Source organism: Bacillus sp. HY001 (genome assembly GCF_007558965.1).
GTDB classification, from domain to species: domain Bacteria; phylum Bacillota; class Bacilli; order Bacillales; family Bacillaceae_G; genus Bacillus_A; species Bacillus_A mobilis.
Window position 1 is genome coordinate 65,761 of sequence record NZ_VLTE01000018.1, and the last position, 23,149, is coordinate 88,909.

General features: G+C 35.4%; 24 protein-coding genes and 1 riboswitch. Of the genes, 16 read left to right on the forward strand and 8 right to left on the reverse strand.

Annotated features, from left to right (window positions below):
* Positions 1–14: 14 nt before the first annotated feature.
* Both FOT98_RS11365 and hpt read right to left on the reverse strand, forming a co-directional pair.
* A complete protein-coding gene (locus FOT98_RS11365; protein WP_000167910.1) occupies positions 15–917 on the reverse strand; it encodes a diacylglycerol/lipid kinase family protein in 903 nt (300 codons plus the stop codon).
* 83 nt (positions 918–1,000) lie between these two features.
* On the reverse strand, positions 1,001–1,528 hold the full coding sequence (hpt, locus tag FOT98_RS11370; protein WP_001019304.1) for a hypoxanthine phosphoribosyltransferase: 528 nt from the start codon (positions 1,526–1,528) through the stop codon (positions 1,001–1,003).
* 161 nt (positions 1,529–1,689) lie between these two features.
* Between hpt and FOT98_RS11375 the strand changes: the two genes are divergently transcribed.
* The 7 genes from FOT98_RS11375 to FOT98_RS11405 all read left to right on the forward strand — a co-directional run bounded on the left by FOT98_RS11375 (position 1,690) and on the right by FOT98_RS11405 (position 9,196).
* Entirely contained in the window at positions 1,690–1,905 is a 216-nt protein-coding gene (locus FOT98_RS11375) for a hypothetical protein (RefSeq protein WP_061677576.1), read from the forward strand.
* A 183-nt stretch (positions 1,906–2,088) separates the two neighbouring features.
* A complete protein-coding gene (locus FOT98_RS11380; RefSeq protein ID WP_063259520.1) occupies positions 2,089–2,421 on the forward strand; it encodes a hypothetical protein in 333 nt (110 codons plus the stop codon).
* Positions 2,422–2,587: 166 nt separating this feature from the next.
* On the forward strand, positions 2,588–5,272 hold the full coding sequence (locus FOT98_RS11385) for an S-layer homology domain-containing protein (protein WP_144291063.1): 2,685 nt from the start codon (positions 2,588–2,590) through the stop codon (positions 5,270–5,272).
* Positions 5,273–5,435: 163 nt separating this feature from the next.
* Complete coding sequence (locus tag FOT98_RS11390; RefSeq protein ID WP_063259521.1) at positions 5,436–5,912, forward strand: LPXTG cell wall anchor domain-containing protein; 477 nt, start codon at positions 5,436–5,438, stop codon at positions 5,910–5,912.
* 89 nt (positions 5,913–6,001) lie between these two features.
* Positions 6,002–6,622 carry a class D sortase gene (locus tag FOT98_RS11395; RefSeq protein WP_063259522.1) on the forward strand — a complete coding sequence of 207 codons (621 nt, stop codon included), beginning with the start codon at positions 6,002–6,004 and terminating at the stop codon, positions 6,620–6,622.
* A gap of 37 nt (positions 6,623–6,659) precedes the next feature.
* Positions 6,660–7,349 (forward strand): response regulator transcription factor, encoded by a 690-nt coding sequence (locus FOT98_RS11400; protein ID WP_000041855.1) that lies wholly within the window; start codon positions 6,660–6,662, stop codon positions 7,347–7,349.
* On the forward strand, positions 7,346–9,196 hold the full coding sequence (locus FOT98_RS11405; protein ID WP_063259523.1) for a sensor histidine kinase: 1,851 nt from the start codon (positions 7,346–7,348) through the stop codon (positions 9,194–9,196). Before FOT98_RS11400 ends, FOT98_RS11405 begins: the two co-directional genes overlap by 4 nt.
* Before the next feature lie 209 nt (positions 9,197–9,405).
* On the opposite strand, the gene thiT is transcribed toward FOT98_RS11405, so the two are convergent.
* The gene (thiT, locus tag FOT98_RS11410; RefSeq protein ID WP_063259524.1) at positions 9,406–10,074 is read right to left on the reverse strand and encodes an energy-coupled thiamine transporter ThiT; all 669 of its coding nucleotides are present in this window, start codon (positions 10,072–10,074) and stop codon (positions 9,406–9,408) included.
* An 85-nt stretch (positions 10,075–10,159) separates the two neighbouring features.
* A riboswitch (TPP riboswitch) is annotated at positions 10,160–10,261 on the reverse strand.
* A gap of 194 nt (positions 10,262–10,455) precedes the next feature.
* Here thiT and FOT98_RS11415 point away from each other — a divergent pair.
* Genes FOT98_RS11415 through FOT98_RS11425 form a run of 3 tightly spaced genes read left to right on the forward strand, consistent with a single transcriptional unit; the run spans position 10,456 to position 12,855 of the window.
* Positions 10,456–10,683 carry a FeoA family protein gene (locus FOT98_RS11415; RefSeq protein ID WP_061677566.1) on the forward strand — a complete coding sequence of 76 codons (228 nt, stop codon included), beginning with the start codon at positions 10,456–10,458 and terminating at the stop codon, positions 10,681–10,683.
* Positions 10,680–12,668 (forward strand): ferrous iron transport protein B, encoded by a 1,989-nt coding sequence (gene feoB, locus FOT98_RS11420; RefSeq protein WP_063259525.1) that lies wholly within the window; start codon positions 10,680–10,682, stop codon positions 12,666–12,668. Before FOT98_RS11415 ends, feoB begins: the two co-directional genes overlap by 4 nt.
* A 16-nt stretch (positions 12,669–12,684) precedes the next feature.
* Positions 12,685–12,855: a FeoB-associated Cys-rich membrane protein gene (locus tag FOT98_RS11425; RefSeq protein ID WP_000989598.1), complete on the forward strand. Its 171-nt coding sequence runs from the start codon at positions 12,685–12,687 to the stop codon at positions 12,853–12,855.
* Positions 12,856–12,894: 39 nt separating this feature from the next.
* Here FOT98_RS11425 and FOT98_RS11430 read toward each other — a convergent pair whose 3' ends face one another.
* Positions 12,895–13,473 carry a lipoprotein BA_5634 family protein gene (locus FOT98_RS11430; protein ID WP_063259526.1) on the reverse strand — a complete coding sequence of 193 codons (579 nt, stop codon included), beginning with the start codon at positions 13,471–13,473 and terminating at the stop codon, positions 12,895–12,897.
* Positions 13,474–13,876: 403 nt separating this feature from the next.
* On the opposite strand from FOT98_RS11430, the gene FOT98_RS11435 reads away from it, so the two are divergent.
* From FOT98_RS11435 to FOT98_RS11455, 5 genes are all read left to right on the forward strand, one after another.
* Positions 13,877–14,542 carry a PspA/IM30 family protein gene (locus FOT98_RS11435; protein WP_000110287.1) on the forward strand — a complete coding sequence of 222 codons (666 nt, stop codon included), beginning with the start codon at positions 13,877–13,879 and terminating at the stop codon, positions 14,540–14,542.
* 80 nt (positions 14,543–14,622) lie between these two features.
* A complete protein-coding gene (locus FOT98_RS11440) occupies positions 14,623–15,027 on the forward strand; it encodes a DUF350 domain-containing protein (protein WP_061677558.1) in 405 nt (134 codons plus the stop codon).
* A 21-nt stretch (positions 15,028–15,048) separates the two neighbouring features.
* Positions 15,049–15,555 (forward strand): DUF4178 domain-containing protein, encoded by a 507-nt coding sequence (locus FOT98_RS11445; RefSeq protein ID WP_000051749.1) that lies wholly within the window; start codon positions 15,049–15,051, stop codon positions 15,553–15,555.
* 12 nt (positions 15,556–15,567) lie between these two features.
* Positions 15,568–16,383, forward strand: coding sequence for a DUF4247 domain-containing protein (locus tag FOT98_RS11450; RefSeq protein ID WP_063259527.1), 816 nt, complete (start codon positions 15,568–15,570; stop codon positions 16,381–16,383).
* 98 nt (positions 16,384–16,481) lie between these two features.
* Positions 16,482–16,700, forward strand: coding sequence for a hypothetical protein (locus FOT98_RS11455; protein WP_063259528.1), 219 nt, complete (start codon positions 16,482–16,484; stop codon positions 16,698–16,700).
* 95 nt (positions 16,701–16,795) lie between these two features.
* On the opposite strand, the gene FOT98_RS11460 is transcribed toward FOT98_RS11455, so the two are convergent.
* On the reverse strand, positions 16,796–17,668 hold the full coding sequence (locus tag FOT98_RS11460; RefSeq protein ID WP_000411242.1) for a YitT family protein: 873 nt from the start codon (positions 17,666–17,668) through the stop codon (positions 16,796–16,798).
* A gap of 176 nt (positions 17,669–17,844) precedes the next feature.
* Positions 17,845–18,879, reverse strand: a complete 1,035-nt coding sequence (locus FOT98_RS11465; RefSeq protein WP_063259529.1) for a YdcF family protein — start codon at positions 18,877–18,879, stop codon at positions 17,845–17,847.
* A gap of 678 nt (positions 18,880–19,557) precedes the next feature.
* Here FOT98_RS11465 and FOT98_RS11470 point away from each other — a divergent pair.
* Entirely contained in the window at positions 19,558–19,791 is a 234-nt protein-coding gene (locus tag FOT98_RS11470) for a spore germination protein (RefSeq protein WP_063259530.1), read from the forward strand.
* Between the two features lie 166 nt (positions 19,792–19,957).
* On the opposite strand, the gene cydB is transcribed toward FOT98_RS11470, so the two are convergent.
* Entirely contained in the window at positions 19,958–20,986 is a 1,029-nt protein-coding gene (cydB, locus tag FOT98_RS11475; protein ID WP_061677536.1) for a cytochrome d ubiquinol oxidase subunit II, read from the reverse strand.
* Entirely contained in the window at positions 20,976–22,325 is a 1,350-nt protein-coding gene (gene cydA, locus FOT98_RS11480) for a cytochrome ubiquinol oxidase subunit I (protein WP_063259531.1), read from the reverse strand. Before cydA ends, cydB begins: the two co-directional genes overlap by 11 nt.
* Positions 22,326–23,149 lie beyond the last annotated feature (824 nt).

A 23,149-nucleotide genomic window follows, 5' to 3' on the forward strand; every position in this document is an offset into this window, starting at 1 on the left:
CTCGGCTTTTTGCATTACACAACCGCAGGATTATAAATCATCGTAAAGTGTCCTTGTAATAGTTCAATATGACAAGGTGTATGAAGCGAGCTTTCTCCATCTGTATCTACTTCTTTTTCTTCTTCGGTTTCAATATGAATGGATTTCGCTTTTACGTGGAAGATGTCATTTTCATTTGAGTCTTCAAATAGTTTCTTTCCGATATAATCTTTAAACGCTTGAATGCCTGTTGATTTTACAACGAAAATATCAAGTGTTCCGTCATCGCACTTTACGTTCGGAATAAAGGACGGGATTCCGCCAAGATATTCACCGTTTCCAACCATAACAAGGACAGCTTCGTCTTCATATACTTGTCCATCGTACGTAATTTTTACGGGGAATGTTTCAGCATTTTTGACAGTTCGAATGGTGCTTAAATAGTAACCGATTTTCCCAAGCTTTGCTTTCTCTTCTGCATCAATATTGTTTGATACTTCAGAGACAAGTCCGATGCCCCAGAAGTTTAAGAAGTGTAGGTCATTTGCTTTTGCGACGTCAACTGGTTTTACATGTCCTTGTGTAATAAGTTTTGCAGCTTCTGCGATGTTTTGCGGAACGCCGAGTGTACGAGAGAAGTCGTTGCAAGTTCCGCCTGGAATGATTGCAAGTGTAGGTCTAGTTTCAAGAGGTGCTAAGCCATTTGTGCATTCAAATACAGTGCCGTCACCACCAAAGACGATAATTAAATCTACTTTACTAGCAAACTCTTGGCAATATTTTGTTGCATCACCTTGCTTTTTCGTATGAAGGATATGTAAGTCAGGAAAAGCTGCCGCAAGAGGTGGTACGATTTTCGTTAAGTTCGTATGTAAATCACCTTGTCCTGCTTTCGGATTTACGATGAGGAGTACTTTTTCAAATTTTGTCTTTGTCATTATTATTCTCTCCCTTTGTCTTTTACGAATCGTGATAGAAAATAAACTTCCACCAGTAATTGATGGAAGTTTATTCTATTATATTATTCCGTTACAACTGAAGCGATAAATGGTAAGTTACGATATTTTTCTGCGCAGTCGATACCGTAGCCAACGATAAATTCGTCTGGAATTTGGAAGCCAACATATTCAGCTTTTAAGTCCACTTTACGTCGCTCAGGTTTATCAAGTAACGTACAGAATTTCAATGCTTTCGGTTTATGCATAAAGAAGTGATCTTTTAAGAAGTGAAGTGTTAAACCAGAATCGATAATGTCTTCTACGACAATTACGTTTTTGCCAGTAATGTTTACATCGATATCTTTTAATAGTTTTACTTTTCCAGTTGTTTCTGTTTGATTTCCGTAGCTAGATGCAGAAATAAAGTCGATTGTTACATCGTTTTTAATGTGACGAATTAAATCAGCAGCGAATACGAAAGATCCTTTTAATACAGCGATTACTACGATTTCTTCTCCTTCAAAGTCACGTTCGATTTGAAGTGCTAGTTCTTTTACTTTTTCTTGTAATTGTTCTTCAGAAATTAAAGTGTCTTTTATTTCAATATTCATTGGAGTCCTCCTACAGTGTAAAACTTGTGAACATTTCGACTGTAAAGGAAAGAAAGGGAAAAGTCAAAGAAGATATAAGTTTTTTACAGAAATCCCCACAAAATAGTCAGATGATATGATATACTGATTATATTAAGAAAACGCTTCCATAAAGGGTGATTATGATGAGAAAGAAAGAGTATACAAGTGCAACATTTATAAAAGCATTGCTTTTAACAATTGTTCTTGGCAGTTTGGCTTACATAATTGATGTACCAGCGATTCGGATTTCACTAATTGGAATGACTTTAGTATTAGGCGCAATTTCCCACGGTATGATGTCACAGCTGCAAGAAGCTGGAGTGGATCATATGAAAGATCATATAGATGAGAAATGAGAAACCTTCACGTATAGAGAGTGAAGGTTTTTTGTTTCTTACAAAAATGTAAGGTAGTTGTAAGGCAAATCGATAGTTGCCTAGTAGTGTTTTGGATAAACTATAGGTGTAAGGTAAAAGGCAAGCATATTTTAGGTAAATTAAGTTTTAGGCACTCTATATGTGAAAAAGGAGTAGGAGGGCATGGAGAAACGTTGGACGACCTTTTCTTTTTTAGCAACTAGCAACACCGTAATGCTAGCTGGCGAAATGGATTTTTTGCACTTGTTTGATCGAGAAGACGATCATTCTTCTTCTAAATTTACAATGAAATGGAATAAATGGAGCGAAAGTTGTAGGTTTGAAGAAGAGGCCCCTAACGAAGAGCAAAAGATTATTTTGACAAACCCTATTAAAGCGTGGGTTGTTCAACGTCGTAAGTGTAACGTCAAAAATCACTTAAAGAAAACTGAGCCGAGACAATTAGTTATCGCTCCGGCCTATTCTACTTCTAAATCACGCGAAAGTAACATGTAAATATTGAGACACACACCCGAAAAGAGCATTGTAGGATACAATGCTCTTTTTCTTTTGGATAAAAAGTCTTTTATCTGAGGAAAAATTTGCTATGATTATGGAGGAATCTTACATTTTATATCAAGTTCAGAAATATGAGCGTAATAAAATTTAAAAAGGTGTGTGCATGATGAAAAAGTATAGTGTAATTGCAGTAGCAAGTCTGTTAGCAACAAATCTATTAACCTTTCCTTCTAGTTCCTTGGCTGAAATTGAAAATAAAACGAGAAATAGTATAGAAGCTTTACCGTATATACAGAGCAATGAGAAAAGTGAATTGCAAAAACAATTAGAGTCTGTAAAAGAGAAACAAATAGGATTAGAAAAAAGAGAAGAAATTTTAAAACAGCAGGAAGATGTATTTGTTACAGCCGACAAATTAAAACAGAAAAAAGAAGAATTGCTAAAGCAAGATGGTGAACATAAAGTACAACTGGAAGAAATACAGGTGCAATTAGATGAATTGAAAAAGCAGCAAGAAGAACTTGAAGGGAAGAACCCGTTACAAGTAAAGGATAGCAGTGAAGAGAAAAAAACTGCTGAAGTAAAAAAACAAGAAGAACTTGAAGAGAAGAATGAATTAGAAATAAAAGAAAGCAATAGCCAAGAAGAAAAAGCTCTTGAAGAATTAGAAGAACAAAAAAAGAAAGAAGAGCTAAAGAAGCAACAAGAGCTAAAGAAGCAACAAGAGGAATTACAAAAGCAGCAGGAAGAGTTGAAAAAGCAACAACTAGAATTGGGGCAGAAAGTAAAACAAGAGCTTGAACTGAAACAAAAGGAAGAACAGACGAAACAAGAGCTTGAACTGAAACAAAAGGAAGAACAGGTGAAACAAGAGCTTGAACTGAAACAAAAGGAAGAACAGGTGAAACAAGAGCTTGAACTGAAACAAAAGGAAGAACAGACGAAACAAGAGCTTGAATTAAAGCAAAAAGAAGAACAGGAAAAGCGAGAAATAGAATTAAAACAAGCTATAAGCATAATGAAGGCGGCACCACAATCATTTCCTGATGTTCCAAGTTGGGCGGAAGAGTCAGTTTATTATTTAGTTAATAAACAGGTGATTTCTGGTATGCCGGATGGGACATTTGCATCAAGCAGAGTGTTAAGTAGAGCTGAAGCAGCAACAATTATGGCAAAAATGTTAGGATTAGAAGTGAAAGAAGGCGAAAAACCAACCTTTACAGACTCTCAAGAACATTGGGCAACATCTTATATTGCCGCAGTGGAAAAAGCAGGGGTCATTCAAGGAGAAGGAAACGGGAAATTCAGTCCGGATGGTCAAATGACAAGGGCTGCTATGGCAGCAATGTTGGTCCAAGCTTATCAATTAGACAAAAAAATTAATAATGAATTACCAACACTCTTTACTGATGTGAAGGATCATTGGGGAGAGAAGTTCATTAATATTTTAGTAAGTATGGGGATATCAAGTGGTGTTGATGGAGAGCATTGGCAACCAGATCGATCGATTACACGTGCAGAGGCAGCACAGCTCGTCGCAGTTACAGATAAGTCTAAAGACAATGAAGTGAAGGTTAAGAAGGTAAACATTTCAAAAAAATTCTTTGCGTATAATGGACCATCTTTATCATCGGGAATTGCAAAGGAATATGGGCCTAGGGAAGTAACAGTGTATGAAGAGCGGGAAGACGGCTGGATTAGAATTCATACGGATGCTGGTTTTAAGTGGATATGTTTAGTTGAAAAGAAAGTGAATATGAATAATAACTTTTTGACATACAATGAGGCATCTTTATCCTCTGGTATTTCAGGGGAGTATGCTCCGCAAATAGTAACAGTTGTTGAAGAAAGAGGAGACAATTGGATTAAAATTCATACTGGTTTAGGCTATAAGTGGGTATGTTTAATAGAAAAAAAGGTTCAGATTGATAGAGATTTTACTACTTATGATGCTCCTGCCCGATCTGCAAATATACTAGGTTATTATGGACCTCAAGCAGTAACTGTTGTAGAGGAAAGAGGAACGTGGCTTCGTATACGTACATATGCAGGTTATCAATGGTTAGATACGAAAAAAGAAACGAAGTATTTATCTAAAGTATTCTTTGCTTATGATAACCCGAGCTTTATATCTCGTGTATCAGGAAAGTATGCACCGCAGACAGTAGAAGTTTATGGAGAAAGAAATGGTGGCTGGATTCAAATCCAAACTAGTAATGGATTAAAGTGGGTTAATGAAGGAAATGTTAATCGTAATCAAGTTATATTAAACGTACCATCACTGTATCAATTCCCAGAATTGAATAATGGTTGCGAAGTCGTTTCTTTACAAATGCTTGTGGAACATCAAATTGGTCGCTCGTTAAATAAAGTAGCATTTGCGTTTGAAATGCCATTTGATCAAACAAAGTTAAAAAATTATAAAACATCATCACAAATTTGGGGTGACCCAGATGTAGGCTTTGTTGGTGATGTGACAGGAAACACGCCAGGGTATTCCATTAATCCAGAACCATTAAAAAAATTGCTAGATAAATATGCAAGAGGAACGAATTTAACTGGAAATGATCTTTCGGTTTTAGAGGATTATGTGAGAAATGGGAAGCCTGTGGTGACATGGGTAACTGTAGCACTAAATAATCCAAGGGCGATTACAACGTGGAAAACGCCAGCTGGAAAAACAATTTATGCGAGAATGAATACGCATGCGGTTGTTTTAACAGGTGTGGATGATAATTACGTGTACTATAATGATCCATTTTATGGGACGAAAAATGTTAAAGTGAGTAAGAGCAGCTTTGCAAGTATTTATAATCAAATGGGCAAGAAGGCTTTAAGTGTAGATTAAATGTAGAAGGTTATCCAAAGAATATTTTGGATAACCTTTTTTTCTACAACGAAATCTTTAAATGAAATATATTTCATCTGCATCTTATATTTATATCTCTTGTTTATTCTAGTGATACATCCGATGCGAAGTGATGTAAAACGTATAAAAGGAGAGATATAAAATGAAAAAGAAACTATTACCAATCTGTGCAATGGCACTGTTAACAGTAGGATATTCTTCAGTAGCAAGCGCGGATACTGGAACAGTAACAAAGGAAGAAGCGGCGCAACTGCAGCAAGATAAAGCGAAAAAAGAAGCAGCGATTAAAGAACAGCAAAAAAGTGAAGAAGAGAAAAAGAGAATAGCACAAGAACAGTTGAAAAATGATAAGGAAAAAAAAGAAGCATTGATTAAGGAACAGCAAAAGAGTGAAGAAGAGAAAAAGAGAATAGCACAAGAACAGCTGAAAAATGATATGGCCAAAAAAGAAGCGGTGATGAAGGACGGTCAAAAGAAAGAAGTAGCAAAGCCAGTTGTACAAGGTGAAAAATTGCCAAACACAGCATCTAATAATGCAGCAATGATGGCACTAAGTGCGTGCCTTGTAGGGATAGGGACATTATTTGGTTTGAAACGTCGTAATAAAGTTAAGGTGTAAGTAAAATATTGTCCTATAAAGAATGGGATAATTTCATATATTAAAAATGGTAGGTTATTCCTACCATTTTTGGCATGGAGGGATGAAACATGAAGTTACTCAATTATATCGGTATCATATTGATGGCGATAGGACTATGTATGGGATCATATTACGTTATGGAATGGTATAAAGGAAAAAGCTCTGCTCAACAATTAACGAAAGAAGAACTAAAGAGCCTTAAAAATATACAACATAATCAACTTGCTTACGAAACACCTGTAACTTCCCAAGTACCTTCATCTCAAACAGAACATAAAGAAGGAGAAAAGGTTGCACTATTACATATACCGAAAATAAAGAAGAAGTTTTCTATATACTGGGGAGCGAATGAGGTAACGCTGAAAAAAGGAGTTGGAATGTTCGTTAGTGATTTAACGACAACGCCATCTGGAGGGGGACATACGGTACTAAGTGGGCACCGGGATACGGTATTTACAGATTTAGGAGAGTTGAAAGAAAAAGACACTCTTGTTTTAGAGTATGATAATAAAACGTACACATACGAAATTCAAAAGATATGGATTACCCATGAGGATGATCGTACTGTTATTATAAAAAAAGAAGAACCGATATTAACACTGACGACTTGCTATCCATTTGATTATATAGGGGATGCACCAGATAGATATATTATTGAGGCGAAGTTAAAGGCTAGTTATTCGAAATGAAGTTGTAGTTTTTGAAAGCGAGAGGGGGATATAAGTTATGTCAAAAAACATTTTAATTGTGGAAGATGAAGATATTTTACGTGAAATATTAAAAGATTATTTTTTGAGTGAGCAATATGTAGTGTTTGAAGCAAGAGATGGGAAAGAAGCTTTAGTTGTATTTGAGGAAGAAGAGGTTGATTTAGTTATTTTAGATATTATGTTGCCGGAACTTGATGGATGGTCTGTTTGCCGAAGAATTCGTAAAACATCCGAGGTTCCTATTATTATGCTGACAGCTCGTGTTGATGAAGATGATACGTTACTTGGATTTGAGCTTGGAGCAGATGACTATGTGACGAAGCCATATAGCCCACCAATTTTATTAGCAAGAGCGAAAAGGTTATTAGAAAGTAGAAAAGTAACAAAGCAACTGCTAGAGAATGAAGATGATACATTATCCATCCACGGTATTCACGTCCACTTCCCGTCGCGTACTGTTACGATAGATAGAACCGACATTAATTTAACACATACAGAGTTTGAAATATTAGCGTATTTTATGAAAAATCAAGGGATTGTTTTAACACGAGAGCAACTCATTTCAAGAATTTGGGGATATGAATTTGCTGGTGACGATCGAACGGTTAATAGCCATATTCGTAATTTGCGAAATAAATTAGGAGAGAAAGCGAAGTACATTACAACTGTAGTACGAACGGGATATAAATTTGAGGGGAATGTATGAGAAAAGGGATTGTTCTCAAATTATTTACTCTTACAACAGCATTGTGCATGTTAATTTTAGCGACGATATTTATTGGACAAACGATATTTTTTAAACAATATTATGCGAATCGAAAAGTAGAAGATATTAAAGTTAACTTAAATTCCTTTGAGAAGAGTTATTTGAATTATGTAGGAAATACAGAAGAAATTAAGCGACTGGAGCAAGATTTTTTAAGAGAAAATAATACGTGGATTACGACATTAGATCAGAATGGAAATTTAAAACATGCGGATGATTTTTATTTTGAGGTAACGATAGATCGTAGGCAACAAAAGAGTTTTGGACAACAAATATTCAAAATTCCTTTATACAATCTCATCAATATAGAGGAGATTGATAATAAATCATCAAATGCATTTTTAGGACAAGAAATTTATTTTTCTGGCGTGAAAAAAGATGATAGTTATATTCCATTCTCTTTCGCGTTAGGCAAGCAAAATTTAAGCGGATCTAATAAACCGTTAGAAAAAGCGTTTCAGGAGAAAATGAAATTAAATGAGGAGGAAAAGAGAGCAGCCGGGGAACAACTTGCCAAGGAAAAGAAACCGGCTGTCCAGGAAGAATCTGCTCAAGAATTAGATGCTTACATAAGTGGGCGTGTTACGAAAGTTCAGCTTCCTGATGTAACAGGTCCTATAAATCCAATTTATAAAAATAGCATCTTCTTAGATAGCATAAAAGAATTTCAAACTAATTTATTATTAAAAGAGAGCAAGCACATACAATATGCAATACAAACAATGGACTATGAAAAAAATGATATTAAATATAAATTATTAATCAAGCCAACAAAAGAAAAAGATGGATCAGTAACTTATATATATGCGATGGCTTCTTTACAGCCTGTAGATGAAGCTGTACAAATGGTGCAAGATTACTATATTTACATCATTGCATTTGTAGTTGTTCTTATTTTTCTAGCGTCATTCTATTATTCAAAACAAATTGCAAAGCCGTTATTAAAAATAAATGATACAACGAAGAAAATAGCGCATTTAGATTTCACAGAACAAATACCGATTACTTCAAAAGATGAAATTGGTGATTTATCGAAAAATATTAATGTATTGTCCAATAAGCTCCATTCGCATATTGGACAGCTAGAACAAGATATTGAAAAGGAAAGAAAGTTAGAAAATACGCGGAAAGAATTTATTTCTGGTGTTTCGCATGAATTAAAAACACCGCTGAGTATTATGAAAAGCTGTATTTCTATATTAAAAGATGGAGTAGCTGAACATAAAAAAGAGTACTATTTTCAAGCGATGGAACGAGAAGTAGATAAAATGGATACTTTAATTTTGGATATGCTGGAGTTAGCTAAATTCGAGTCAGGTACATATAAAATGAAAAAGGATGCATTTTATATTGATGCAGTAATTGAAGATATATGTGAACATCTTTCTGTGGACATAGAGAAAAAAGGACTTCATGTGCATAAAAATATATGTTCATTGGAAGTAGTTGCAAATCAAGGCCGGATTGAACAAGTCATCGTGAACTTCATTACGAATGCCATACGTTATACACCGAATAAAGAGGATATTGTTATTTCTACAATAGATGAGAAGGATCGTATCAAAGTGTGTATTGAAAATAAAGGTACTCACATTGAAGAAGAGCAATTAGATAAAATTTGGGATCGTTTTTATCGCGTGGATGCAGCTCGCAAGCGTTCGCAAGGTGGAACGGGGCTTGGGCTTGCTATTTCTAAAAATATTTTAGAATTACACGATGCTGAATATGGAGTAAAGAATACAGAAGACGGTGTATTATTTTACTTCTACTTACCAAAAAAAGCGTAGATGATGCATGCTACGCTTTTTTTAATTTATCTTCATATTATCTTTACCTAATCTTTATTTTTAAACGATATAATCTGGATAGAAAATGAGGTTATGTAAGGAGTCGATGAACCGTGCATAGCAATTGGCTAAGTATAATGGTATTTATTTTCTTTTGTGCATTTATTGTATTTTTAATTGATATTACGATATGAAAAAAAGAGCGCTCATTAAGCGCTCTTTTTCTTCGAGTTCAGTTGATAAGCATTGATGCTTTTGAATAAACGTGGTGAAGTAAGAAATAAAAAGATAAGTAAAACGGTACATAGAATATAGGAACCAATCATTACACTACCGTTTACTATTAATGAATATAGAACTGCTGATTGACCTTTCGGTGCATATTGTCCCCAGAAAATAATACCGGCAATAAAGTGACAGAAGTAGCGAGCGAAGCTACCAACAAATGTAGCAAGAATAATGTAACCAATAACTTTCTTTCCTTCGTTTTGTTTTTGTAAAGGTTTGTCTTTACGGCTACCTAAACTGGATTGTTCTAAGCTATTTTCATTGGATGTTAAAAGTGCTTTTTGAATTGGACGATAGAATAGACCAGCAAATCCAATGAATGCGAAAGCAACGAAATATTCAATTAGTACTTGAATTGGTGTGACGATAATGGCATCGCCCACGACAATTTGTAATAATCCCCAAATTAAGCCTCCTAAGAAAGCCATTTTGAAGCCCCAGCGGTATGCGATAATAAAAATAGGAATCATAGCGAATGAGATGGAACCGCCTGTTGGAAGTTTGATTGATATTGGTAAAATGTCGATGACCAAGGCGAAGGCTGCAAGAATTGCAGATTCGATCATCGCTTGTAAATTGGTGTTACGCATGTTGTCTCCCCCTAAATCCAAGTTGTACAAAAAAGAATAGATATCATAGGAGGATACGAAATACGTAAATAAAAAGAGGTATGTATTTCGGACGTTTGCACAATCCCTGCGTTAGCATTAACTAACAGGTTCGAAGGGTCGGAACGAAGTGTTCCCTCTCAGCGGTATGGCTCCCCCAGTGATAACGAGATTCTTTATTTGCTATTGTTTATTGTAAGCGAAATGGATGAGAATGGCAAATGAATACAGTATGACAATAATTGAAATAGAATTGTAGCGAAATGTTAATAAATATGAAGCAAAAGGGTATAGTCCAATTGAAATAGAGTATGATATAATTTTTCTGAAAATAATTATCATTCTCTTCTGAGGGGGAAGGTTATGAGCTTAGTAGATATTAAAATTGGCGAGAAAGTGTTAGTAAAAAGTATTCAGTCTTTAGATCAGTTATTAAAGCGCAGACTAGCTGCTTTCGGCCTCGCGGAAGGAAGCGAACTTCGCATGAAACAGAAAGCGATGTTCAAAGGTCCTTGTACATTGGAGTGTCGTGGACAGTTAATTAGTATTCGTCATTGTGACGCGAAAATGATAAAGGTGGAATTAGCGTGAATAAGGTAGCTTTGCTAGGGAATCCGAATACAGGGAAGACATCATTATTTAATGCACTTACTGGTTCTTATGAGTATGTAGGAAACTGGAGCGGTGTAACAGTAGAAAAAAAGGTTGGTAAATTAAAAGATAAGCAAGGAACATTAATTGATTTACCAGGCGTTTATGATTTAAATCCAGTTTCGCGTGATGAAGGTGTCGTTACGAATTTTCTACTAACAGATGAATTTCATCATATGTTAAATATAGTGGATTCTTCGCAATTCGAGCGAAATATGCACTTAACATTGCAATTGCTTGAATTTGGTAAACCAGTTTTGATTGGTTTAAACATGGTGGATGTGGCGAAGCAAAGAGGAATTGTAATTAATGTAAAACGGTTATCAGAACTATTAGGTGTAACAGTCGTTCCTGTCGTTGCAAGAAGCGGAAAAGGCTGTGAAGAACTACTTGCCACTCTTAAAGAAAATGACAAAAAAGAGAAAAAGCCATTCATTATTTCATATGGTGTACAAATGGATGAGGGAATTGGAGAGGTAATAACTCTTTTAGAGACAGCGAATTATAAGCACCCAAGATGGTTATCCCTTCAATTTTTGAGTAATAACGAAGTGGTAGAAAAAGAAATGAAAGCATTACCAATTTATAAGGAACTTGTAGCCGTTCGATCTCGCTTAGAAGGAAAACTTGATTGTACGTTGGAAGAGCACATTTACAAAACTCGTGAAGCGTATATTGAAAAGTTAAAAACAAATGTTATGCAGCAAGAGAAAGAAGGAAAAATTCCTTTTTCGGAAAAAATTGATAGATTAATTACACATAAAATTTTAGGACTTCCAATCTTTTTAGCAGTTATGTTTTTTATTTTTCAGGTTACGTTTACGTGGATTGGTACACCTTTATCGGATATGTTAGATGGCTTTTTTGGTGGACAGCTTACAGATTGGGTGACGGCTGGGCTCACAAGTGTTGGAGCTTCTGAATTTATTCAAGCGCTCGTTACAGAAGGTATTATTGCCGGCGTTGGTGCGGTATTAGTATTCGTTCCACAAATCTTTGCACTATTCTTTTTCATTTCATTATTAGAAGACTCCGGATATATGGCGCGAATTGCAGTTGTTATGGATAGAATTATGGAGTTCTTCGGTTTAAACGGAAAAGCATTCATTCCGATGATTATCGGTTTTGGATGTAATGTTCCTGGGATTATGGCAGCGAGAACGATTGAACAAGAAAAAGAACGTTTACTTACAGTTCTTGTAACACCATTTATGTCTTGTTCAGCACGTTTACCTGTATATGCATTATTTGCGGGAGTGTTCTTCCCTAATAGTCAGGCAACTGTTGTATTTTCTTTATATGTTGCAGGTATTGTTCTTGCATTACTTGTTACAAAAATTATGTCTCTTACAATTTTAAAGGCGGAAAAGTCTATTTTCGTCATTGAACTACCTCCTTACCGCGTGCCACAAGCGAAAACGTTATGGTTAAGCACGTGGGAGAAAGGGAAAGGATTTGTTCGTAAAGCAGGTACATTCATCTTCGGTGGTTCTGTTGTCATTTGGTTATTAAACTATGCAGGTCCATCAGGATTTGGCGTTGATATGGGCGACAGTTTCTTAGCAATGATTGGTGGATTTATCGCACCACTATTTGCACCGCTCGGCTTTGGAACGTGGCAAGCCGCAGCATCTCTTTTAACAGGATTTTTAGCGAAAGAAGTTGTCGTTTCTACAATGGCAATTATTTATGCGGTGAAAGAAGATGTGCTAGGAAATGTTATGGGAGCACATTATACTGCGTTATCAGCTTATGCATTTATGTTCTTTATTTTATTATATGTTCCGTGTTTAGCGACAGTAGCTGTTATTAAACGTGAAACAGGATCAGCGAAGTGGACGATTTTCTCAGTTGTTTATCCACTCGTTGTTGCTTATGTATTAACGTTCATTATATACCAAGTTGGATCCTTACTCGGATTCTAGAAGGAGATGTATTAGAGTGATGGTCAATATTATAATTGGAGCTATCATTTTTGGTTATGCAGCATACACGTTAGTTAATTTTGTAAAGAGAAGTAAAAAGGGAAAATGCGCAGCATGTTCTTTAAATAAGTCATGTCAGTCTCAAACTTGTAGTCCGGATATGGAGCAAATTGCTCATAATAAATAGAAAAAAAGCTTTGCGAAATTTCGCAAAGCTTTTTTTGTTTTATTTTTTAATTTTTACAAGTTGAGAAGCTTCTACACCATTTGCTCCAGGTAGCTCTTTGCTTGGGTCTTTATCAAATTTCAAAATACCTACAGATTTTTCATCACCTTTTACATTTCCGTAAGTTGCATCATCAACAATAGCGAACATGTCAGCATATGCACGGCCACTTCCTATAATTGTGTTGCCTTCGTATTTTAGTTTTGCTCCATCAAGTGTAGCATTTTCTACTTTTTCTTTAGCAAATAACACACCTTGTTCTGTTGTTACAGCTGGTAATTTATCAAGTGGTTTTGTGTCGTCGTTTTTACCAACTTTGCTAAGTAACTCTTTCTTCACCAGTTCATCACCAGTTTTCTTATCCATAACAAGTACTTTTTTACCTTCTAATGTTGCCATTTTCATTTTATAGAAGTCTTTTTCTTTTACTTCTTTCTTATTTTGATCTGTAATTTTTTGAACTTGCTCTTCTGATCCGTATAATACTAAGCCGTTCGCTTTTTCTCCTAATAAAGAACAACCTGATAATGCTCCAAGTGAAATTGCTGCTGCTAATCCGATTCCTACTAATTTTTTCATGATGATTTCTCCTTTTATATGTTTTATAGTGAATACATTTTTTGTATTAGTTTTGAAATGATGAGAAGCTTGTTTGTTGCTTCTGGTATTAGTGTATAAGAAATATTGAAATGTAACTATCGAGTTAGCTTACAGTAACATTACAATAATGTAATTTAGTGAAAGTGCATAAAAATAAGTCAATTCTGAAGGAGAATAATGAGAATATATTAGGAATACAATATTTTATCTATAATGTCATATTATATTGGCTGTATTTTGGAAATAACATGTAAGGACATCTTAGTTTTGTTATAATAAACACATAGGTTGTAAAAATGAATATTCTTTACTGTAAAGGGAGATTTTTCAGTTTTCCAAGTAGTGAATTTGAAATATGAGGTATATCATAGGAGGAATTTGGATGTCTGTATTTAAACGATTAAGAGATTTAACTATGTCGAATGTGTATTCATTAATTGAAAAAGCGGAAGATCCAGTTAAGATGACGGATCAATATTTACGCGATATGCAAGCGGATGTACAAGAAGCTGAGAAAAGTGTAGCAGCTCAAATCGCACTTGAGAAGAAATTCAAAATATTATTTGAAGAGCAAGAAGCACTTGTGAAAAAACGTGAAGAGCAAGCTCATATGGCTGTTCAAGCAAGCAATCTTGACCTTGCGCGTCGTGCTCTTGAAGAAAAGCAAAACGCAGAGCAAAAGATGAATGAATATAAAGCAAGCTATGAGCAAAATAAAGCTGCTGCTGATAATCTTCGCCTGAAGCTAGAAGAAATGCGTAAGCAATTAACAGAGCTGAAAAATAAACGTGAAACACTTGTAGCACGTGTAAATGCAGCGAAAGCACAAAAGAATATTAATCAGGCGATGTCTGGATTTGATTCAAATTCAGCAAAAGCTGGTTTAAGCCGTATGGAAGAGAAAGCTCTTCAATTAGAAGCTGAAGCAGAAGCAAGCGGCGAAGTATATAAGAAGGAAAAATCATTAGATGATGAATTCGCAAGCTTAAACAAAAATTCTGCTGTTGACGATGAATTAGCTCGTATTATGAAGCAGTATGAGAAATAATATAGAATAGAGACAAATGAACCGACATGTCTAAACAAATTCATGTCGGTTTTCTATTACTTTTTAGAGGAGGTTTTGCAATGACATGGACAAATGTGTTAGCCATGCTTGTATGGACTGGAGCAAGTGCAGTACTTTTATTTGCAATTATGTGGGTTGATTCAATTTTTACGAAATACAATGATTTAAAAGAAATAAAGAGTGGGAACACAGCTGTAACAACGCGTTTCGTTATGAAATTATTCGCACAAGGGTACATTTTATCTCAATCCATAACGAAAGCAAACGACTTATGGCAAGCACTACTTGCATCAGCAGTTTCTTTCGTTATTTTATTAGTGGTAGAAATGTTTATCGAATTTGTGTTAAAGAAAATGGCTGGTTTAGATTTAGAAGAAGGTACGAAAGAAGGCAGTGTTGCGCATGCGATGTTGGCCGGATCATTACATATCGTTGGTGCACTTATTTTAGGTGCTTGTTTATAAAGAGAGAAGGAGGGGTAGATCGTGAGTTTATTTAAACGAATTAAAAATATAATGAAGAGCCCAGAGCCGCCGAAACCAGAGAAGAGTTTGTTAACGTTAGCTCCTGGCGATATGATTGAAGTTTCATTAGTTATGTACGAATTAACCGGGAAAACGAGTATGCATTCTCGTAAAGAAATTGTTTTAACGCTGCAAGACGGGAAAGATATTCGTTATTTAAAAATTGAAGACCGTGAAAATACGTATTACAAATTATATACACCAATTGATGGTCGTTTAGATTCGATTGATGAAATTCCGACGACAATTGAAATGGATGATACAGAGTACCATATGGAAGAGCAATATAACGGACGTGTTGTTGTGATGGGGAAAACACCATTCTCTGCTTCAGAGGAACAGCATGTATGGGAATTCCAATCAGATAACCGAAAATTATTGCGTATTGAATGGCAAAATGGTCGCACAATGATGTATGAGGGAGAAGCAATTATTCCTGCTGATGTACAAATTATAAGAGCAACGTAAGGGGGCGTAATCATGTCAAACCGATTGTTTACCATGATTAAATCGTTCGTGATCCCTATACTTGCTATCGTTACATTACTTGTTGTTGCTGGATATGCCTTATCAGGTTGTCAAGGCGGGCAGACAAAGTCGATTCAAGATCGTTATCCACTTGAGTCTGTTGCAAAAGAAGGTAAACAAGAATCTTACGTGTATAGGGCCGCCAATCGGTCAGTTCCTGAAGTCGCGAAGGAACTTATAGCCGAAAGGAAACCGAAGCAAGCATCTAAAGAAGACGAAAATCAAATGTTCCTCGTTTATTCTGATAAAATGTATAATTTGCAAAAGGATAAAGAGAAACCATCTGATACATTAATTGAAGTAAGCAATGAAGAATTTGTCCGTCAAAATTACCAACCATCCTTCCTGCAAGGATATATTATGGGAAGCATATTAAACGATATATTCGGTTCAAAAAAATCATCATCCGGTGATTACCGAGGATATAATGACAGACAAAATCATAAACCAGTTGTTCCAGAAAGACCACCTACGAAAGAAGAAAAGAAAACCCCTCCTCCAATTACGAAGGAAGGGAAAGGATCTATTATTAAGCGAGGCGATAATGTAGATTCGAAATCTTCTGTAGGAGATACAGGAAGTATTACGAAAAAAGGAAGTAGTACCCCTCCGCCTTCTACTGGAAGCAAAGGCAAAATTACGAAAACACCAGGTGGCTCGAGCGGATCAGATGTGAAGCCGAAATCATCTATTAAAACGCCGCCAAAGAATACATCTCCCCCAAAAACAAGGGTTGGTGGTTCAGGAAAGATTACGAAGAGAAGATAGTTATAGAGACCGAAAAGTGGAATTTGCTTTTCGGTCTTTTTATTATGGAAATTAATTCCTTGTAGCTGGTACAATTAAGTTATAAGGAGGAGATTATTATGACTCTATATAAAAGGTTTAGTTTAATTATGTTCCTCGTCTTATTCCTCAGTTTGTTTATTAGCACAACGATGAAATTTCACTTTGTAGTAGGCATTCTATGGATATTATGTACATGCACTCTCTTTCTATATGTTCCGCTTCGCTTCCAACATGAAGTGCCTGCCTTTCAAAGATATGTAGAATGGATTCAGAGAGGAGGAAGATGGGGAGAGTAAAAATATATCAGCGATTATTACAATATATCGACCGCAACTTAATAATAAGAAGAGGGTGTACCAAATTGTTGGCACACCCTCTTTATTCATAATGATTAATGAATATCACGTTTCTTAAAGTTACCGCCTTTTACTTCTGCTACATCATAAACTGTAATAAAGGCATTTGGATCGATTTCATTAATCAAGTCTTTCATTTTACTTTCTTCTAAACGGTTAATTACACAAGAAATTTCTTTGAATTTCTCTCTTGAATAACCACCATATACTTCGTTATACGTTGCGCTTCGGCCTAAACGATCACGAATTGTTTCTACCATTAATTCAGGCTCTTTTGTAATGATTTTAAATGTTTTCGAACCACTTAAACCAACTTCAACGATATGAATCACTTTCGAAGCGATAAAGTAAGCAATTGCCGAAAGGATAGCTCCTTGAAGACCGAATACTGTTGATACGAAAATAAATACGAACATGTTTAAGAATAAAATAAGGTCACTTGTTCCAAAAGGTAACTTACGAGAAAGTAATACGGCTAGCATATCGATTCCATCTAATGCGCCACCGTTACGTAATGCTAGTCCCATACCGAAACCGATAATAATACCACCAACAACTGTAACGAGTAATGTATCACCTTCAATAATAGTTGGTATTCCGTGCATGACAACGGTACCGATTGCTAATGAAGCAATCCCGATAATAGAATAAATTGCAAAGCTTTTACCTATTTGTTTATATCCCAACCAAACGAAAGGAATGTTAATAACTGCGATTAGAGCTCCTAATGGCAATCCAAATAATCTTGAACTAACGATACTTAAACCAGTCACACCACCGTCTGATACGTTATTTGGAATTAATACCGCTTCTAATCCGTATGCTGTGATAAATGCCCCAATAATAATCATCAAAGCTTTTGAAGCGATTTTTAGCTTATTGGGCTTGTTTTTGATAATTTTCTCCATGTAATTTCCTCGTTTCAAACTAGTTTCTTATTTGTTACGTAATTCACACCTAACTTCCATTTTAACATTTAATTTGAAAAAATTCTCCTTTAATGGATGTATGCAGGGAACATTATCATTAAAATGTTATGGAAATAAGTATAAGAAATCCCATCCTTTCAAAGGATGGGAGGTTATTAAGAAATGATAAAACTAAGTACGGATAGGAATAAAGAGAATCCTAAAATAGCTCCGCAAACTTTCATATGACGTTTACGTCCCATCACAACAATTGCGACATATTCACGAATCATTGCATTAGGCCAGTAATAAAATGCAGTTTTTGATCCGATTCCTTGGCTATTAAGCCCTGCTAGTCTTGCATATATACCAGCGCGGAAAAGGTGGAAATTATTCGTTGTAAAAATACTTCTATATTTACCTTCAGGCTTTAAAGAATCCATAATTTGTTTAGAGAACGACATATTTTGATATGTGTTTACAGAGCGATTTTCTTGCACTGTATGTTCAATTGGAATTCCTTTTTCAACAGCGTACTTTTGCATCGCTTCTGCTTCTGGAAGGCCTTCATCTGGACCTTGTCCGCCAGAGAAAATGATCGTTGGCGCTGTATTCACAGCGGCTTGTTTCCAGTAAAAGTCGATTGCTTTATGAATACGACTTGCAAGTAAAGGTGGTACTTTATCATTAATTAAGCCGCTACCAAGAACGATGATGAAATCTTGATTACGCCTTGGTCTGTTGAATTGATATAAAAAATAAGCGGTTAAGAAATTAGATAAGTGTATAAAGAAATATAAGGTTATAAGAGAAATCCCACCAAAAATAGGTTGGAAATGCGGTGAGAACAAACTTGCTGGACTTATAAAAGGGAGTAACATAAATAATAGAATACCTAAAGCAGCAATGAGCGTTAAACAGTTAGTGAAACGTCGTCCTTCTCGTTTCATTAAAATTCTAGCATTCAGAAATAATCCAAACATTAAAGCAACAACACCGAAAGGAATCATAATGATAAGTGCTAAAATAGGTAAGACTATACTATAGCGCAGGATATCATTACTTGAATTAACAGATATAATCACACAAAAAAGAAGGAAAAAACAGAAAAAGACATTAAATAAAAAGCCGTTTATTATTTTCCGAGGATCTTTTAAATAAGAGATAAGAAAAATAATAAACAATATAAGAGGAATAATTCCAAAATACATAAGTAGTGTACACCTCAATTTGTATAATAATTTGACATACCCTTTATATTACATGATTTTATAATTGAAAATGAAAGGAAAGATGATTTCGAATTTTCTCAATAACATATAAAGATACGTATGTTAAAATGTATGTAAGGCGATATATTAAAAGTAAAATGGTTGAAGAGGCACTCGATGGAGTGTCTTTTCTTTTTGGTATGTAATTGTGCATATTGTATTTATTTTCAGAGGAAGAGGATTAAAATATAAGTGGTAGACAGGCTTTATAAAGCAGAATTTCGTACAAACATTTCCCTCTACTTTTTGTATCTAACAATCGTATAACAATAAAAAATTCTGTTTTATAGTGTTTGTTTATGAAAGGTGTCTTCTTTGAAGGCACCTTTATGTTGTTTAATGTAGATACTTTTCACTGTTGATATAATGGAAAGTATCTATACTAAACATTAGCAATCTTCCGTATAAACATTATCAATTTACTATATATTCCAGTGGTGTTAACCTACATATGAAAGGCTTTCTTTTTCAAAATATTACCCCTAATAAATTTTTGAAGAAGTCAACTGTCTCCAAAATTGCCATTCATGCTTAGAGAAAAAGCACTCAATCCGAGTGCTTTTTCTCATGGAAACATGCTATTTTTTTAGGCGATTCTCATAAAATAAAAGTAACGAAATGAAAGTAGGTGACAAAATGCCGTCAGTTGTGGAAGGTGTTATTATTGAAAATTGTAACGGAACAATTAACTTAGGTGATAAATATAACGTGCAGCCAATTGAAAAAACGAAAGCTTATAATGGATCGGGATCATCGAATACAGGAAAAAAAGTACAAACATTTAGTGGTATTAGTACAGCAGATGTAAGGGATAGCGATGTGAATGATCAAGTCATTCAATCCACGTTATAATTTTCATATGCAAAATTGCATAAAGTAACATGTTTGTTGTGTGTTACACTTTAGCTGTGAGCTGTTAGGAATTCTTCTGTATTATAGTTGTTAGATTAGAAATATAACATCTTATTGAAAATCATACGTACAAAAAAGACACTTCAAACGAAGTGTCTTTTTCATTTTAGTGATACCCTTTAGCAGAGTCTTTATGAATTTTATTTTTAAAGATACTGTAGCTCCAAAGTTGATATCCAATAACAATTGGTACCATAACCATTGCAACGAAGAACATAATTTTTAAGTTTAATTGACTACCTGCTGCGTTGTATAGCGTTGTGCTGTATGCGTCGTTAATACGTGACGGTAACATTCTTGGGAACATGCCTGCAAAGCCAGTTGTCATAAACATCGCGATTGTTAAGCAAACGAATGTGAAGGCAAGCCCAATTTTATGTTTGTACACCATAATAAGTGCGAGTACACTCATTAACATAGCAAGTACTGGAAGAATGAATAGTACCGGATACTCTGTGAAGTTTTGGAATAAGTTTGTACGATTTGCAGTTGCTACATAGAAGATAGCTAAAATGATAGCAGCTGCCATTGAAAATGGTCTTGCAATTTTATAAGCACGATCAGATACTTCACCAGTCGTTTTGATCATAACCCAAAGGGCACCAGATACGACGAATATAGCAGTGAAGAACAGGCCACCTAAAATACCGTAATGATTTAGTAAGCTAAGTAAATTTCCTTCATAACCATTTTTTCCGATTTGTAGTCCGTAATAAAGGTTAGCGAACGTAACGCCAAATAAGAAGGCAATTAGGAAGCTCCCGATTGTAAACGCCCATTTGCAAGTTTTTTGCCAAATTGGTGAATCGTCTTTATGCATAAATTCAAGTCCGGCAGCACGAGCAAACAGTGCGAGTAATACTAAAAATAGTGGTGTATATAGGTAACTAAACATATTTGCATACGTGATCGGGAAGGCAGCAAATGTTGCACCACCAGCTGTAATTAACCATACTTCATTACCACCCCAGAACGGGCCGATTGCTTCTTGTAATTGATTTCGTTCTTGTCGGTCTTTCGCAACGAAAGGAAAAATCATTCCGTTACCAAGTGCGTACCCATCAAGAATGAAGTAGACTGTCCAAATTACGCCCCATAAACCAAACCAGATGATCGCAAGCATATCATGAGACATGAGCTGTACCTCCTTCAGTAGCAGGCTCTTCTAATGCAGCAGGTCCTTTTTTCGCGAACTTTAGCATTAAGTATACGTCTGCAATTAAGAGTAGAGTATAGAATAATATTAAACTAATTAATGAGAACCAAATTTGAGGAACAGATATAGGTGATACGGATTCTGCTGTACGCATTAGTTTATAAACTGTCCATGGTTGACGACCTACTTCGGCAACAATCCAACCAGCGTTAATTGCGATATATGGTAGTAAAACAGACCACATTGTAATTTTTAAATAACGTTTTGAGTTTTCTAGTTTTCCTTTTCGGTTTAAATAGAAGCCATACCAAGTTAATGCCATAAAGAACATACCAAGTGCAACCATTAAGCGGAAGCTATAGTACACGAGGTTAACGTTTGGACGATCTTCTTTCGGGATATCTTTTAAACCGACAATCTCTCCATCAAATGAGTTTGTGTAGAAGAAACTTCCTAGTTTCGGAATCGTAAGGAATTCAAAGTTCTTTTCGTTTTTTACATCAGGAATTTGAACAATCGAGAAGCCTTGTCCTTTTCCCGTTTCCCAAACAGCTTCCATCGCAGCACCTTTTGCTGGTTGATATTTAGCTGCGGATACACCAGATTGATGTCCCATAAACGGTGTAACAGTTGCGGCGAATAAGCCTAACAGTAAACCAAATTTGAATGATTTTTTGAAGAATTCGACTTCTTTTTTACGTAATAAATGATAGGCACTAATTGCCATAACGAAGAAAGCACCAACGATATAACAACCAATTACAGTATGGAAGAACATATTCCAAGCATATGGATTTGTAACAAGTGCCCAGAAATCATTTAATTCAGCGCGGCCGTTACGTACGACGTAGCCAACTGGATTTTGCATAAAGCCGTTTGCTGTAATAATCCAAAGGGCGGAAATATTTGTTCCAAGTGCAACCATCCACATACAGAAGGCACGGAACTTTGGTGAGATTTTGTCTTTACCGAATAACCATATTCCCATGAAAGTAGATTCTAAGAAGAAGGCAACGAGTGCTTCGATTGCGAGAGGGGATCCGAAAATATCTCCCATATATTTGGAGTACTCAGACCAGTTTGTTCCAAATTGGAACTCCATCGTAATCCCGGTTATAATCCCCATGACGAAGTTAATTGTAAATAATTTACCCCAGAAATTTGCCATTTTGCGGTATGTTGGATTCAATGTGCGGGCGTATTGCGTTTCCATACATGCCACTAAAATAACAAGTCCGATTGTCAAAGGTACAAATAAAAAGTGATAAAAAATAGTAATTGCAAATTGAAAACGACTCAGTAACAGAACGTCGGACATAATAAATATTCACTCCTTTTTTACATTATCTACAATTAGTTTATAGTGAAAATAGGAGTATAGTATGTGAGACTTGTTACAAAGCTGTGTGTATATTTTGAAAGAATTATGTCGGTTATCTGAAAATATATTGCTTTTATAATAATACAATATGCTTTTTGTGTTTTTCATATTTTGGTACACTGTTTATGTAGTGTAAATGAGAGAAAAGAGGGTAACTAACTGTTACGATTTATTTAACCAATTATAACGAAAGTTAATTAAATATATCAGTAAGCCCTGCTAGTCAAGTGATTGTCTAGTAGTGAGGGTTAACTGCGGGCAATCCCTAAAGCTGATTGAACTACAACGTGGCTAGAAATGGCGAGCGTGAATGTTGCGAAAGCTGAAAAAATCAATCAGATGGTGCAAGGTTAAATCCTAAACACTAGAACAATGGGTCTTCCGCCTCGAATCATCTAAGTCAAAAGTGATAAGATGAACGTTCAACGACTATCTCGTATAACTGACGAGAGTACATCACAAGCCTATGGTGATGGAAAAATCCTCTATCTCTAAAGAGATAAACATATAGTCTGCGCTCATGTGAAAACATGAGAAGTTCATAAGAGAACTGGCTAAGGAATTGCGCCCTTAGTTGAACGAGATACATTTAATTAAATCTATCCAACCTTATTGAATTTATCGAACGTATGTGCTATCGTGAGTTTGATGAGGTAAGAATAATAATGAAATTTTTACGAGTTAGTCAAGTATCAGAATTAACAGGTTTGCATCCGAGTAGTCTCAGGAGAATGCTGGTGGAACACGCTACGATTCAGAAG